12 protein-coding genes are annotated in these 14,925 nt (G+C 67.0%); 6 read left to right on the top strand and 6 right to left on the bottom strand.

What is annotated here, in order from left to right; genetic code table 11:
* Positions 1-104: 104 nt before the first annotated feature.
* From AB4Y63_RS14200 to AB4Y63_RS14190, 3 genes are read right to left on the bottom strand one after another with little or no spacing between them, the layout of a single operon-like run.
* Complete coding sequence (locus AB4Y63_RS14200; RefSeq protein ID WP_441791712.1) at positions 105-848, bottom strand: DedA family protein; 744 nt, start codon at positions 846-848, stop codon at positions 105-107.
* Positions 849-903: 55 nt separating this feature from the next.
* On the bottom strand, positions 904-1,302 hold the full coding sequence (locus tag AB4Y63_RS14195) for a PPOX class F420-dependent oxidoreductase (protein ID WP_441791711.1): 399 nt from the start codon (positions 1,300-1,302) through the stop codon (positions 904-906).
* A 41-nt stretch (positions 1,303-1,343) separates the two neighbouring features.
* On the bottom strand, positions 1,344-2,138 hold the full coding sequence (locus tag AB4Y63_RS14190; RefSeq protein ID WP_441791710.1) for an SDR family oxidoreductase: 795 nt from the start codon (positions 2,136-2,138) through the stop codon (positions 1,344-1,346).
* Between the two features lie 101 nt (positions 2,139-2,239).
* Between AB4Y63_RS14190 and pabB the strand changes: the two genes are divergently transcribed.
* The 6 genes from pabB (at position 2,240) to AB4Y63_RS14160 (ending at position 12,315) form a co-directional block, all read left to right on the top strand.
* A complete protein-coding gene (pabB, locus tag AB4Y63_RS14185; RefSeq protein ID WP_441791709.1) occupies positions 2,240-3,715 on the top strand; it encodes an aminodeoxychorismate synthase component I in 1,476 nt (491 codons plus the stop codon).
* Positions 3,716-3,795: 80 nt separating this feature from the next.
* Complete coding sequence (gene leuS / locus AB4Y63_RS14180) at positions 3,796-6,375, top strand: leucine--tRNA ligase (RefSeq protein ID WP_441791708.1); 2,580 nt, start codon at positions 3,796-3,798, stop codon at positions 6,373-6,375.
* Positions 6,376-6,734: 359 nt separating this feature from the next.
* Entirely contained in the window at positions 6,735-7,496 is a 762-nt protein-coding gene (locus tag AB4Y63_RS14175; RefSeq protein ID WP_441791707.1) for a helix-hairpin-helix domain-containing protein, read from the top strand.
* Entirely contained in the window at positions 7,493-10,108 is a 2,616-nt protein-coding gene (locus tag AB4Y63_RS14170) for a ComEC/Rec2 family competence protein (RefSeq protein ID WP_441791706.1), read from the top strand. The genes AB4Y63_RS14175 and AB4Y63_RS14170 overlap by 4 nt, the downstream gene beginning before the upstream one ends.
* A gap of 29 nt (positions 10,109-10,137) precedes the next feature.
* Entirely contained in the window at positions 10,138-11,181 is a 1,044-nt protein-coding gene (holA, locus tag AB4Y63_RS14165) for a DNA polymerase III subunit delta (protein WP_441791705.1), read from the top strand.
* 147 nt (positions 11,182-11,328) lie between these two features.
* The gene (locus AB4Y63_RS14160) at positions 11,329-12,315 is read left to right on the top strand and encodes an aldo/keto reductase (protein WP_441791704.1); all 987 of its coding nucleotides are present in this window, start codon (positions 11,329-11,331) and stop codon (positions 12,313-12,315) included.
* Between the two features lie 151 nt (positions 12,316-12,466).
* On the opposite strand, the gene rpsT is transcribed toward AB4Y63_RS14160, so the two are convergent.
* The 3 genes from rpsT to AB4Y63_RS14145 all read right to left on the bottom strand — a co-directional run bounded on the left by rpsT (position 12,467) and on the right by AB4Y63_RS14145 (position 14,827).
* Complete coding sequence (rpsT, locus tag AB4Y63_RS14155; RefSeq protein WP_345062029.1) at positions 12,467-12,730, bottom strand: 30S ribosomal protein S20; 264 nt, start codon at positions 12,728-12,730, stop codon at positions 12,467-12,469.
* A 226-nt stretch (positions 12,731-12,956) separates the two neighbouring features.
* A complete protein-coding gene (locus AB4Y63_RS14150; protein ID WP_441791703.1) occupies positions 12,957-13,583 on the bottom strand; it encodes a response regulator in 627 nt (208 codons plus the stop codon).
* The gene (locus AB4Y63_RS14145; RefSeq protein WP_441791702.1) at positions 13,580-14,827 is read right to left on the bottom strand and encodes a sensor histidine kinase; all 1,248 of its coding nucleotides are present in this window, start codon (positions 14,825-14,827) and stop codon (positions 13,580-13,582) included. The genes AB4Y63_RS14150 and AB4Y63_RS14145 overlap by 4 nt, the downstream gene beginning before the upstream one ends.
* Positions 14,828-14,925 lie beyond the last annotated feature (98 nt).

The following is a 14,925-nucleotide window of genomic DNA, read 5'->3' as shown; positions in this document are numbered from 1 at the left end:
GCGCGGTGTATCCCGGCGGGCGCGCGCTCTACCCCGCGCCGAGTGGAATACACCGCGCCAGAGCGCTGCGCCCGCCACCTGCGGCGACTCACCCCGGGCTGAAGCTAGACGAAGGGGGGATCGTCGTTGTCGACGGTGTCCGGTGCAGTAGAGCCGGACTCAGTGGAGGCGGAGGCTACCGAGCCGGAGACGGCCGCCCCAGACTCCGCCAGACGCGTCATGTGCCGCGCCTCGCGCCGGTGAAGCCATTTCTTGACGAGGTAGACCAGCACGATGAATGCAGCGATGATGCCCACGAAGATGTAGCCGGCGAAGTGCAGGCGACCCGACAGTTCACGGTAGCTTCCGGCTGCGGCCGCACCGACGCTGACATAGGCGAACGACCAGATCAGACAGGCCGGCACCGTCCAGGCCATGAATGTGCGATAGCGCATGGTGCTCATACCGACGGTGAGCGGAATGAGTGAGTGGAGCACCGGCAGGAAGCGTGACAGAAACACCGCGATCCCGCCGCGCCGTTTCAAATAGTCCTCGGCCTGCATCCAGTTCTTCTCGCCAAGCCGGCGACCGAAGGTGCTCCGCCTGATCCTCGGCCCGAAATAGCGGCCGAGCGCGAACCCGATGCTCTCTCCGATCAGTGCGCCGGCGATCACCGCGAAAACGAGTGCGAAGTACTCGACCGGTGTCTTCACCCCGGTCGCGGCGACGAGCACGATGGTATCGCCCGGCACCACGAGACCGATCAGGACCGATGTCTCCAAGAGGATGCCGACGAAGGCGATGAGCGTGCGAACGACCGGGTCAACACTTGACACCGTGTCGAGGATCCAGCCGAGAATGTCGTTCACCCCAGACAGCCTAGGCGGTGCGCGCGTACGGCGAGGCAGCGCCGGATGGCGGAGTTCAGGCGGGCGTGATCCGCAGCAGCACGCGGTCCTTGTTGCCGGACTTGCCCAGCCGTTCGATGAACATGAAGATGCGGTACTCGAGGCCGTATTTTGCGCCGAAGACAGTGGTGAGTAGAGCCCGACTTGCGTCGTCGTCGGCGATCGTCGCAACGCCGACGGTGCAGACGGCATCCGCTTCGACCTTTCCGCTGCGGCCGCACGGTCTCATCTCGACACGGTCGCTGTTGCGGACGCGCTTGACCTTTCCGCTCACTTTCGGAGTCGTCACGATCAAGTCATCGCCGTCTCTGGCAATCCACACCGCGGTCGAAACGGGCTCGCCGCTCTTTCGAAATGTGGTCAGGGAGATGAAGCGCTTGTCGGCGAGGGTTGGGAAATCAGCGGTAATAGGCACCAGCACAGAATAGACGAGCGGGCGGTGCGAACCGAGTGAAATCACGCTGAGTGACCCACTCGCTCGGCCAGGAAGTCTTCCCAGGTGCGTCGGCCAATCGCCTGATCGGGTGCCAAATTAGCGCCGGCGCGAATCGCACGCGCGGCGGAGCCGGGCATGCGGAGCGGCACCAGAACACGGTGCCGATGTGCGGCTGACAGATAGTCACGGAGCAGATCAGCCACAGGGTAGATGCGCGGTCCGCCGAGATCGGGCACCCGGCCGGCCGGTTCACTGAGCGCGAGATCGACCAATCGGGCCGCGACCTCGCCGGAGTCGACCGGCTGAAACCGGAACCCGGTCGGCGACGGCATCGCCGGTAACTTCACCATTTGTTTGGCCACGAGAACCAGCAGGTCGTAGAACTGGGTGGCACGCAGTGTCGTGAAGGGGAGGCCCGACTGGGCAATCACCCGTTCGGCGGCCAGTTTCGAGCCGAAATACCCGAACATGGCGCGGTCGGCCTTGCTGCGGAGCGGGATGCGACCGGCGCCGACGACGGAGATGAAGACGAGATGAGGTCGGCCGTCGAGGGAGGCGGCACGCACGAGGTTTTGTGCTTTCAGACCATCGCCGGAGGGACCCCCTGCACAGTGAATGATGATTTCGACCCCCTGCACCGCGCTGTCGATTCCCACGCCGGTGGACAGATCTCCGATGAAAAACTCGACGCCGGCCCGAGGCGGCTGCGGGCTTCGGCTGAGAACTCGCACCTCCTGTCCGGTTTTCTGCAGAAGCTCAACGACCTGGCGGCCCAGGGTGCCGGTTCCGCCGGTGACGAGAATGGGTGAAGTCATCGTGTCTCCCTTCCGCTGCCCATCATGTCGCGCGATGCCGCCCAGCGACAGGGGGTCTTCATGCGCCGAGTGCGTGCCGGGTCACGCCGTAGGCTGGGACCGTGTCTGCGACGGTCCGAGCTTTTCCCCTGGCGCACTGGTGGGAACCCGCGCACGTCTTTCAGACCCTCTACGGCGCGAGTAGCCACGCCTTCTGGCTCGATGCCGGAATCGACGCAGAGCGCGGCTTCAGCTATCTGGGAGCCGCGACCGAGCGCTCACGTTTTGTGACGGCATCCGTGTCTGAGGCAACGGTGACCGTGACGCTGCCGGCGGCCGCCGCCGCCCTGCCCTCCGCCGCCCCTCAGATTTCGCGGCAGACAATTTTCGACTACCTCGGTGACGACCTCGGCGACGACCTCGGCGACGACCTCGCCTCTGTCGACGGGCTGCCGTACTCGGCCGACGAGGACGCCCGGGTGGGTGCGGACGCCGGCGGATTCCGCCTGGGGTGGGTGGGCTGGCTGGGTTACGAGTTGGGCGCCCAGACGGTCGGGGCACCGGCCCATGTGTCGCGGTACCCGGATGCCGCCCTGCTGCATGTGGATCGCGCGCTCATGTTCGACCACGGTGCCCGGCAGGTCAGCGTTCTCGCCCTCACCGAGGGTGGTGCGGATGCCGCGGCGCTCGAACGCTGGACGTCGGAACTCGAATCGCGGCTCACGAACACACCCTCCGGTGCGTCGCCCCGCGCTGCCGCGGTGCCGCCGATCGGTGCCCGCTGGCGGCACACCGAGCACGAGTACGCCGACCTTATTCGTCATTGCCAGCAGTCGATCACCGCCGGCGACGCCTACCAGATCTGTCTCACCAATGAGATCGCGCTCGACCTGCGACCCGATCCACTCGACACCTACCTGGCCCTTCGCTCCGGGAGCCCCAGCCATCACGGGGGACTGCTGCGATTCGGTGATATCGCGCTGCTGAGCGCCTCACCCGAACAGTTCCTGACGGTGACGCCTGACCGCCGCATCGTGACCAAACCGATCAAGGGCACCCGCCCACGCGGTACCGACGCGGTCGAAGACGCTCAGCTGCACGATGAGCTCCTGGCCAGCGACAAGGAGCGCGCCGAGAACCTGATGATCGTCGATCTCATGCGCAATGACCTCGGCCGCATCGCGAAGCTCGGCACGGTCTCGGTGTCCCATTTGCTGGCCGTCGAAAGCTACGCGCACGTGCATCAGCTCGTCAGCACCATCGAGGCGCAGCTGGCCGACGGCGTTACCGTCACGGATGCCGTCGCCGCCTGTTTCCCGGCCGGCTCCATGACGGGTGCGCCCAAGCGAAGCGCCATGACGATTCTCGACGGGCTGGAAGGCGGACCGCGGGGAATCTACGCCGGAGCGTTCGGCTATTTCGGCCTCGACGGCTCGGTCGACCTGGCCATGGTCATCCGCAGCATCGTTCTGGATGCCGACGGCGCCACAATCGGCACGGGAGGCGGAATCACCGCGCTGTCCGATCCTCGCGAGGAGATCGAGGAGACCCGGGTCAAAGCGGCTGCCTTGCTGGCCGCGCTGGGCGTTCGCGTTTAGTACCCTAGAAGCTTGGACGTCGCTCACAGGAGCTCGTCTGTCTGAGCGAACGCTCCCTCACTGCATTGAATGAGAGTCACGTGGCACACGAGCACGACAACACACAGAACTGGGCCGAGGCCGAGGGCGACATCTACGACTTCGCCGCGATTCAGGCGAAGTGGCAGCCGATCTGGGACGAGCTCGCGCCGTTCGAGACGAACGACCCCGACGACAGCCGTCCGCGCAAGTACGTGCTCGACATGTTCCCCTACCCGTCGGGCGACCTCCACATGGGGCACGCCGAGGTGTACGCCCTCGGCGACATCGTGGCCCGCTACTGGCGCCACCAGGGCTTCAACGTGCTGCACCCGATCGGCTGGGACTCCTTCGGCCTGCCCGCCGAGAACGCCGCCATCAAGCGCGGAATCGACCCGCGCGGCTGGACCTACGACAACATCGCGCAGCAGAAGAAGAGCATGAAGCTCTACGCGGCATCCTTCGACTGGTCGCGTGAGATTCACACCAGCGACCCCGAGTACTACAAGTGGAACCAGTGGCTGTTCCTGCAGATGTACAAAAAAGGCCTCGCCTACCGCAAGGACAGCTGGGTCAACTGGGACCCGGTAGACCAGACGGTTCTGGCCAACGAGCAGGTTCTGGCCGACGGCACGAGCGAGCGCAGCGGCGCCGTCGTGGTCAAGAAGAAGCTCACCCAGTGGTACTTCAAGATCACCGATTACGCCGACCGCCTGCTCGACGACCTCAACCAGCTCGAGGGCGCCTGGCCGTCGAAGGTGCTGCAGATGCAGCGCAACTGGATCGGCCGTTCGATCGGTGCGGATGTCGACTTCACGATCGAAGGACGCGAAGCGCCGGTCACCGTCTTCACGACGCGCCCCGACACGCTGTTCGGCGCGACCTTCATGGTCGTCGCCCCCGACGCCGACCTCGCCTCGGAGCTCGTCGCGGATGCCGCCCCCGAGTTGCAGGCTGCGTTCAAGGAATACCTGGTCAAGGTGCAGAACAGCACTGAGATTGAGCGTCAGGCCACCGACCGCGAGAAGACCGGTGTGTTCCTTGGCCGCTACGCGATCAACCCGGTCAACGGCGAACGCCTGCCGATCTGGGCCGCTGACTACGTGCTCGCCGACTACGGCCACGGCGCCGTGATGGCCGTGCCCGCCCACGACCAGCGCGACCTCGACTTCGCCCGCGCCTTCGACCTGCCGGTGCGCGTCGTCGTCGACACCCTCGCCCCGGTCACCGGCACGATCCCCGTGGTCACCGAGGCCATGCTCGACGGAAGCGAAGAGCTGCCGCAGCTGGACCCCGCCGAGACGGGCATCGCGCTGGCCGGCGAAGGTCGCCTGATCAACTCGGGCGCCCTGAGCGGCATGAGTAAGAACACCGCCGTCGCGGCGATGATCGAGAAGCTCACCGCCGACGGCACCGGTCGTGCCGCCAAGAACTACCGCCTGCGCGACTGGCTGATCAGCCGCCAGCGGTACTGGGGCACCCCCATCCCGATCATCCACGGCGAAGACGGCACCGAGATTCCGGTTCCCGAGGACCAGCTGCCCGTGCTGCTGCCGTCGACCGAGGGCCTCGATCTCAAGCCCAAGGGAACCTCGCCGCTCGGCGGGGCGACCGACTGGGTCAACGTGCCGAACCCGATTGACGGCACCCCGGCCAAGCGCGACGCCGACACGATGGACACCTTCGTCGACAGCTCCTGGTACTTCCTGCGCTTCCTCAATCCGAACGACGACACCCAGGCGTTCGACCCGAAGGAAGCCGACAAGTGGGCACCGGTCGACCAGTATGTCGGTGGCGTCGAACACGCCATCCTGCACCTGCTCTACGCCCGCTTTATCACCAAGGTGCTGCACGACCTCGGTTACCTCAACTTCACCGAGCCGTTCAGCGCGCTGCTGAACCAGGGCATGGTCATCCTCGACGGCGCCAAAATGTCGAAGAGCAAGGGCAACCTGGTCTACTTCACCGAGGAGATCGAGCGTCACGGTGTCGACGCGGTGCGCTTGACGATGGCGTTCGCCGGGCCGCCGGAAGACGACATCGACTGGGCCGACGTGTCGCCGGTCGGTTCATCGAAGTTCCTCGCCCGTGCCTGGCGCATGGCCAAGGACGTCACCAGCGCGCCCGACGTCGACTGGTCGACCGGTGACGTGGCCCTCCGCCGCGTGACCCACCGCTTCCTGGCCGACGCGCCGGGCCTCACCGAGTCGTTCAAGTTCAACGTGGTCGTCGCCCGTCTGATGGAGCTCGTCAACGCCACCCGCAAGGTGATCGACTCCGGTGCGGGTGCTGCGGATGCCGCGGTGCGCGAAGCCGCAGAAGTCACGGCCATGGCCCTGAACCTGTTCGCCCCGTACACCGCCGAAGACATGTGGGAGCGCCTCGGCTACGAGCCGTGTGTCGCCCTCGTGCAGTGGCGCAAGGCCGACCCGACCCTGCTCGTGACCGAATCGGTGACGGCTGTCGTTCAGGTCGACGGCAAGGTGCGCGACCGACTCGAGATCTCCCCGAAGATCGACGCCGACGATCTCGAGAAGCTGGCTCGCGAGTCGGAGGCCGTCGTTCGGGCCATCGGCGATCGTGAGATCGTCAAGGTCATCGTGCGGGCGCCGCGTCTCGTGAGCTTCGTCACGAAGCCGTAGCTTCTTCGAACTTTTCGCTCTCTGCACGAGCCGACATCCTCACCGGATGTCGGCTCGTGTTGGTTAACCGAGCGAGTTCGTAAGTCGGCCAATTTCGTTGCGACCACGTGGGCCGATCTCACGAATCGATTCTGGCGTGGGGAATCCCGCTGGGCGTGCACCATTTCGCACGCCCACGGGGATTTCGCACGCCCGCGTGGAAGCCTGCCCTTTCGGTGGTCGAGCTTGTCGAGACCGCGCGAGCCGACCTCTCCACCTGACCTCTCCACACGACCTCCACAGTCCCGACCGGGCGTCGGTTGCTCACCGATTCCCGGCCCGCCAGAATTCGGCACCCCAGCCCGGCATAACCTGCCGAAATGGAGCCAGATTCCGCGGCAGATCCGCTTGCCCAGCTGCATCCGGCTGCGCGTGCGGCCTCGCCGCGGGTGCGCATCGGAATCGGAGCTGCGATCGTGCTGCTGATTCTTGCCCTGATCGTCGCCGTTGTCGTCTCAGCGTTCGGCCAAGAATCCGGAAGTGAGGTGGTGACTCCGGGCAGCGTGGCGACGAGCCTATCGCCGAACGGCTCAGCTCGCGAAACGGAGGCAGGGCCGGCACCCTCCACGACTGGTCCGGGCGCCGGAGGCGGCGCCGGTGAAGGTGACCAAGGCGCTTTTCTCTTCGTGCATGTGCTTGGCGCCGTGCGTCGGCCCGGGCTGTTCCAGCTTGCCGACGGTTCCCGGGTCGTCGACGCGATCGCGGCGGCCGGAGGGTTGTCGGAGGCCGGAGACCCGGCCGGGGTGAACCTGGCCCGGCCGGTCAGCGACGGCGAACAGCTCTACGTTCCGGCGCGCGGCGAGGCGCAGCCGCAAGCTCCGCCGGGTGGAGGGGCCGCTGGTGGCGCACTCGGAGGAGCCGCCAACCTGGCGGACGGCAGTGCCGCAGCCGGCCTGGTCAATCTGAACACGGCGACCGTTGCCGACCTCGACTCGCTGCCACGGATCGGACCGGCGATGGCCCAGCGCATCATCGACTTCCGCACCGCGAATGGGCGGTTCAGCAGCGTGGACGAGCTGCAGAACGTGACAGGGATCGGACAGAAGACTTTCGATGGCCTGAAAGATCTGGTGACGGTGTGACCCTCGATCTGCGACTGGCCGGCCCGGCGATAGCGGCCTGGGCGGCGGCCGGGGTGTTGATCGCGACGCCGGCCGCCGTGGCCGCGTGGGCGTGCGCGGTGCTCTGGGCGACATCCGGCGCGGTGCTGGGCTGGTTGCTCCTGTCGCGCCAGGCACGGTCGAGCGGGTCGTGGCGGGCGATGATCGCGGTCTCCTGCGCGACGGCGGCGCTGGTCGCATCCGTCGTAGCGATGACGATGCCCAGCCGGCTTCCCCAGAGCGTCAGCGCCGCCGCCGATCGGGCTGCCGTGACGGCGACGCTGACGGTGTGGTCGAGCCCGGTGACCGCACCCGCGTTCGGGGCGAGCGCATCGGGCGCGCCCGGGGCGCCGGGCACACCGAGTGCGTCAGTCGAGCGCGTGCGGTTTCGGGCCACCCTCACCCGGCTGACAGTGCACAACGTGGGCAGGCGAATGTCCGTGCCCGTGCTGGTCTTCACAGAGACCCCGCCGGTGGTCGCAGGGGACCCGGCGAACCCGCGGTCCCGGCTCCGCATCGGTAGCGAGATTGAACTCGACGGTCATCTCGTCGCCACCGCACCCGGTGATGCGGCCTCGGCACTTTACTTCGGGCGCAGTCCTCCCCGCCTCGTGGCACAACCGCCCGTCTGGCTGGAGTGGGCGGATGCGCTGCGCACGCAGTTCTCGGCCGCCGCCGCCCGGCTTCCCGGCGACGGAGCCCAACTCCTGCCGGGCCTCGCAATCGGCGACACCAGCGCCGTCGATGCCACGCTCGATTCGGCGATGAAAACCAGTTCGCTCAGTCACCTCACGGCGGTTTCTGGAGCTAATTGTGCTGTCGTCGTCGCCGGGATCATGCTTCTGACGCGGTCGCTTGGCCTGCGTCGGCGCTGGCGGATTGTCTTCTCACTCGTGGCGCTGCTCGGCTTCGTGGTGCTCGTCACGCCGGAACCCAGCGTGCTGCGGTCGGCGGTGATGGCATCCGTCGTCTTGATCGTCGGCGGCCTCGGGCGCACCGGCCGCGGAGTGCCGACGCTCTGCCTCGTGGTCATCGGCCTGCTCGCCATCGACCCGTGGCTTGCGCGCAACTATGGATTCGCGCTCTCGGTGCTCGCGACCGGCGGTCTGCTGCTGCTGGCCGGGCCGCTGACCCGGGTGCTGACCCGTTGGATGCCGAAGTTCATCGCGGCCGCCATCGCCATCCCGCTTGCCGCCCAGCTCGCCTGCCAGCCGGTTCTGTTGCTCTTGACGCCGTCACTGGCGTCGTACGGGGTGCCGGCCAATCTCCTGGCCGCCCCGGCTGCTCCGCTCGCGACGATCATCGGCCTTGTCGCCTGCGTATTGATCCCGGTCTGGCCCTGGCTCGCCAACCTTCTGGTGCACCTGGCCTGGCTGCCGTCGGCGTGGATCGCGGCGGTCGCCCAGGCTGTCGCGACGCTGCCGGGCAACCGGCTTCCGTGGCTGGACGGCGTGCTCGGGGTGCTGCTGATCGGCGGGGTGACGGTGCTTGCCCTGCTGCTCGTGTTTCGGCCGCCCGAGATGAGGCCATCGTCGACGGTGGGGCGCTTCGTGGAATCGGGGAGCCGGCCCGGCGTGAATCCGCCGGGGCGCGCGGAGAGGCGCGCAGTGAGGCGTGCGCTGCGGCCGGACGTTCGGCGCGCGACGCTCGGCAGGCGTCCGCTCTGGCGGATCCTGGCCTCCGCGGTGTTGCTCATCGTCGCCGGGTCCTACGCCGGAACCCTGCTCGGAGCGGGGGTCAGTCGGGCCGCCGGCATCCCCGACAACTGGCAAATCGCGGCCTGCGATGTGGGCCAGGGCGATGCGGTGATCGTGCGCGACGGCACCGCGCACGCTCTGATCGATGTCGGACCAGACCCCGCCCTACTCACCGCTTGTTTAACCGACCTCGGGGTCAGCCGCATCGAACTCCTCGTGCTCACTCACTACGACCTCGACCACGTTGGTGGCCTCGACGCCGTCGTCGGGCGCGTCGACCGTGCCATCGTCGGGGCACCGGCGAACGCGAAAGATGAGTGGCTGCTACACCGTCTGACCGGCGGGGGAGCGCAGGTGAGTGTGGCCGCGCGCGGGGACACCGGCATGCTCGGCCGGTTGCGGTGGGACGTGTTGTGGCCCCCGACCTCGGCCGCCCGAAGCGGCGGCGTCGACCTTGCCGGTAACGGGGGGAGTGTGATCGTCGGGTTTGACGGCCGGGGCATCAGCTCGATCTTTCTCGGCGACCTGGGCGAGGAGGCGCAGGGCGGCCTCCTCTCCACGTCACTTCCGGCCGCGGTAGATGTGGTCAAGGTCGCCCACCATGGTTCCCGCGATCAAAGCGCCGCACTCTACGCCCGCCTGCACGCGACAGTGGGGCTGATCTCGGTCGGGGCCGACAACGGCTACGGGCATCCAACTCAGTATCTGCTCGACCTCCTCGCGTCGGTCGGCACGGTGAGCGTACGCACCGACCGGCAGGGGATGATTCTGGTCGCCCCATCCACGGAAGGGCACGGAGCGCTGTCGGTATGGACAGAGCGGCAGACCACCCCGCAGGCCACGAGTTCGGCCGACCTCCGGCCCGCGACCGCATCGAGGCCGCCCCGCCCCGGCTAGGCTGGAATCAGCAATCGAAGGGAACTCACGTGGCTGCACGACCTGCTGCACGAACTGCAGCGCCGAGCCGGGCGACGAAGGCCGCGGCCATCCCGCAGCTAGCCTGGCACCAGGTGCGACCGGCACCCATCGTTCTCGTTTCCGGAACCGAAACCGTGCTGGCCGAGCGCGCCATCCGCCAGCTGCGCGATTTTCTGAAACTCGAAGACCCGAGCCTCGAGGTCAGCGATGTTCAGGCCGACAGCTATGCGCCGGGGGAGCTCGTCACGCTGGCCAGCCCGTCGCTCTTTGACGAGCCACGGCTGATCAGAGTCAGTGCGGTCGAGAAATGTAGTGACTCTTTCCTGGCCGAGGCGCTGGAGTACCTCGAGAATCCGGCCGACGGCGCGTATCTCGTTTTGCGTCATGCCGGCGGTGTGCGCGGCAAGAAGCTCCTCGACGCGATTCGTTCTGGAACTGGCGGCGGCATCGAGATTGTCTGCGCAGAACTCAAGAAAGACACCGAGAAATATGACTTCGCGTCGGCCGAGTTCAAGACAGCCGGCAAGCGCGTCACCGCGAGCGCCCTGCGCGCGCTCGTCGGAGCGTTCTCCGACGATCTGGCCGAACTGTCGGCCGCCTGCCAGCAGCTGATCGCCGATTCTAGTGCCGAAGTGACCGAGACCACGGTTGACCGCTACTACGGCGGCCGGGTCGAGGCCAACGCGTTCAAGGTGGCGGATGCCGCCATCGCCGGACGCAACGGCGAAGCGTTGGTGATTCTGCGGCACGCTCTCGCGTCGGGCGCCGATCCGGTGCCGGTCGTTGCTGCTTTCGCGAGCAAGATCCGCACGATGGCGAAACTGTATGGGGTGCGTGGCGCAACCGGCCAACTCGCCTCTCAATTCGGTCTGGCGCCCTGGCAGGTCGAGCGTGCCCAGCGCGACCTCCGTGGCTGGACCGACGAAGGCCTCGCCCGGTGCATCCAGGCTCTCGCCGAGACGGATGCCAGCGTGAAGGGTGCCGGGCGCGACCCGGTCTTCGCGATCGAGCGTCTGATCGGGATTATCACGCGTCGGGGCGCCGAGGCCTAACTCGCTCGGCACCGCTGAACCCGGATCGCCTAGTCAGAAGCGCCTTCAGCTGCTGGCCAGCCCGAGGCGCCGACCGCCAGGAACCCGCCGAAGCAATTCGCCGACGACACCACCACCGACCATGACCCGTCCCAGGAGGATTGAAATATGCACACCAGAACACTCGGACAGGGTCTCCAGGTTTCCGCGATCGGGCTCGGCGCGATGGGCATGTCGCAGAGCTATGGCCCCAACCCCGGCGACCGTGCCGAGATGATCGGCGTGCTGCGGTCCGCCGTCGAGCACGGCGTCACATTCTTCGACACCGCTGAGGTCTACGGACCGTACGACAACGAGGAACTCGTCGGTGAGGCCCTCGAACCCCTGCGTGACCAGGTCGTGGTCGCCACCAAGTTCGGCTGGGACATCCAGAACGGCCACAGCGTCGGATTGGACAGCCGCCCCGAGCAGATCCGTCGCGTCGCCGAGGCTTCCCTGAGGCGGCTGCGCTCCGACACGATCGACCTGTTCTACCAGCACCGCGTCGACCCCGACGTGCCCATCGAGGACGTGGCCGGCACTGTCGGCGAACTCGTCGCCGAGGGCAAGGTCAAGCACTTCGGGCTGTCCGAGGCCTCGGCCGCCACAATCCGGGCCGCGCACGCCGTCCACCCCGTCACCGCCGTCCAGAGCGAGTACTCGCTGTGGACCCGCGATCCTGAGACCGACGTGCTGCCGACGTTGGCGCAGCTGGGCATCGGTTTCGTGCCGTTCAGCCCGCTGGGCAAGGGGTTCCTCACCGGCACCGTCGACACGTCCACGACCTTCAGCGACGCCGACATCCGCCAAAAGGTCCCGCGCTTCGAGGCGGAAAACCTCGCCGCGAACCAAGCCCTCGTCGACCAGGTCAAAGACCTCGCTAGCCGCACGGACACGACTCCGGGGCAGATCGCGCTGGCCTGGTTACTTGCACAGCAGCCATGGATCGTGCCAATCCCCGGCACCCGCCGCACGGCCCGCATTCAGGAGAACGCCGCCGCGACGACGGTCGCCCTCTCCGCCGACCAATTGGCTGATCTGAACTCCCTCGCCCGCAGGATCGGTGTACGCGGCGACCGCTACAACGCCACCCATATGGCTTACGTCAACCAGTAAGCCTGCGCTGGCTACGATCAACGGGCCGAGTCTGGCGGTTCGAGTCATACCCTCGAGCAGCGAACATCCGCCGGGCAACGCGAAAGGCCCCCACCTCGAGAGGTGGGGGCCTTGTCGTCAGACACGCACGAGGCGCATCCGAGAAGAACGACTAAACGAGTGCGTTGACCGACTTCGAGATTGCGGACTTCTTGTTCGCAGCCTGGTTCTTGTGAATGACACCCTTGCTGACAGCCTTGTCGAGCTTCTTCGAAGCCAGAACGAGGGATGCAGCAGCCTTGTCCTTGTCGCCAGCGATGACGGCGAGGCGCGTGGCGCGGATGGCGCGCTTGAACTCGCTCTTGACCGCCTTGTTGCGCTCCTGAGCCTTCTTGTTGGTGCCAATACGCTTGATCTGCGACTTGATATTTGCCACTTTTATTTGCTTTCGTTAGTTGCTAATTGGATGTGCCGCGCGGCGGTAGAGGGGCGCTTTGCGGCTAGTCGTGTGGGGTGGGACCCAACACGCAAGTCAACAAGCAACGTTATCAGCTTAATCGTCGGGGCGACAATCGACTCAGACATTGCCTGCAGGTGATCGCCTCCGATGTTGCGCTCGCCCCGATTTTGAGAGCCGACTCGAGCACGTCGCCGGTCGTTGATCAGGCTTTTCGGATCGTCCCGAGGTCGCGGGCCTTGGCCACCGCGGCGGTACGCGACGTCACGCCGAGCTTCGTGAAAATGTGCACGAGGTGCGATTTCACGGTTGCCTCGCTGAGAAAGAGGTCCTGACCGATCTCCCGGTTCGAGCGCCCGGCGGCCACCAACCCCAGCACCTCGGCCTCGCGCAGGCTGAGCTGCGTTTCCGGGGCGTGGGTGCGGGTATCGAGTCGGCTGGCCACCGCCGGGGCGAGCGCGCTCTCCCCGGCAGCCGCGGCACGAACCGCGGCGATGAGCTCGGCCGGCGGGGCATCCTTCAACAGGTAGCCACTGGCTCCGGCCTCGATCGCGCCGAGGATATCGGCATCCGTGTCGTAGTTGGTCAGCACAAGCACGCGCGGCGCGCCGGGCCGGGAACGCACCTGACGGGTCGCCTCCGCGCCGTGCAGCACGCCGCCGAACTGCAAGTCCATCAGCACGAGGTCGACATTGCCGGATGCCGCGGCGGCGACGGCCTCCTCGGCTGTCTGGGCTTCGGCGATGACTTCCATGTCTGGTTCGGCCGAGAACAGCGCACGCAGTCCGGCGCGCACGACGGGATGGTCATCGGCCAGCAGCAGTCGAATCATCGGGCCACCTCCTCCAGCGGAAAGGTCACGGCGAGCGCCGTGCCGCCGCCCGGCGCCGATTCCAACACGAATGTACCGCCGAGCTGCTCGACACGCTGACGGATGGCGACAAGCCCGAAGGACTTGTGCTGTTCCCCCGATGCGGCCGGCGTCGGCGTGAAGCCGCGTCCGTTGTCGACGATGTCAAGGGCGACCTCGTCGGTCATGTAGCTGAGGGTGACTTCGGCCCGGGTGGCTCCCGCGTGCTGGGCGACGTTGGCGAGGGAGCCCTGGGCGATGCGCAGGAGCGTCGCCTCCAAGCGCATCGGGAGCGCGACCGGCTCGCCGGTGATGTGGAGGCTCACGACCGTGTGCACATCGGATTGCGCGGCTTCGGCGGTTGCCGTCTCGGCCAGGCGTTGCAGCGCCCCAGGGAGCGTCTGCTCGACGAGCGCCGGCGGGGTGAGCTCGCTGATGAAGCGACGCGTCTCCTGCAGGTTGGCCGCTGCCGTCTCCCTGGCGAGCCGCAGGTGGTCGCGCGCCGTCGCATCCGTCACGGTGCGTTCGGCGGCATGCAACAGCATCTGGATGCTCGACAGCCCCTGCGCGATCGTGTCATGAATCTCGCGGGCCAGACGCTCACGCTCGGCGAGCGTGCCTGCGGCACGTTCGGTGGCGGCGAGCTCTGCGCGCGTGGCGATGAGATCGGCGATGAGGGCTTGCCGTTCGGACGCCTCACGGAGCAACGCCTGGTAGGCCATCCCGATGGCGATGGCGACTCCGGCGCCGATGAGCGGGCCGAGTACGGTGCCGATGCTCAAACCCAGATGGTAGGTGAGCGCCCAGATGGCCAGGAGCACGCTGATCATCACTGCAGGGATGCCCCAGCGCAGCGGAAGAACATGAAGCTCGAGGAAGAACAGGGGGAAGACGAGGTAGGCGGCGTCGGAGGCGAACAGAGTCAATACCAGCCAGAGCGCCATCAGGGTGATCAGCCAGACCGGGATGACCCATGGTGCATGGTGCGTGCGCGCGAGGTTGCCGCCGCCGATGTAGACGCCGAGAAAGAGAGCGGCAAGCGTGACGACGACACCGGGCAACGGCCAGACGCCGAACAGCGCGCGAACGATGACAAGCGCGGTGAGGGCGCCGATCATCACGTGCAAGCCGATCCGAAGCACGGTGAAGACGGGGGTCAGCGCCGAGTGGGGGAGGCGGTCGCCGATGTTGGCGTCGGGCAGTGTGGTGGCGTCGCGGGTTGACATTGCTTTCAGCCTAGCCAGCGCGCTTGGAATCGGGCATCCATCGAAGTGGGGAGGATTTCGCCGGCATCAATGTTGGCGGATGCGGCGCAGCAGTTCGA

Source organism: Leifsonia sp. YAF41 (assembly GCF_052113185.1).
Classification (GTDB): Bacteria; Actinomycetota; Actinomycetes; order Actinomycetales; family Microbacteriaceae; genus Cryobacterium.
The sequence above is the reverse complement of the archived record's forward strand: the minus strand, read 5'-3'. Positions and strand labels throughout refer to the sequence as shown.

What these genes read in the sequence shown, in the direction of transcription:
- AB4Y63_RS14150 (WP_441791703.1), bottom strand. Translation starts at nt 13,583, where the DNA reads ATGATTCGACTGCTGCTGGCCGATGACCATCCCGTCGTGCGCGCCGGA.
- AB4Y63_RS14190 (WP_441791710.1), bottom strand. Translation starts at nt 2,138, where the DNA reads ATGACTTCACCCATTCTCGTCACCGGCGGAACCGGCACCCTGGGCCGC.
- AB4Y63_RS14145 (WP_441791702.1), bottom strand. Translation starts at nt 14,827, where the DNA reads ATGTCAACCCGCGACGCCACCACACTGCCCGACGCCAACATCGGCGAC.
- AB4Y63_RS14160 (WP_441791704.1), top strand. Translation starts at nt 11,329, where the DNA reads ATGCACACCAGAACACTCGGACAGGGTCTCCAGGTTTCCGCGATCGGG.
- AB4Y63_RS14175 (WP_441791707.1), top strand. Translation starts at nt 6,735, where the DNA reads ATGGAGCCAGATTCCGCGGCAGATCCGCTTGCCCAGCTGCATCCGGCT.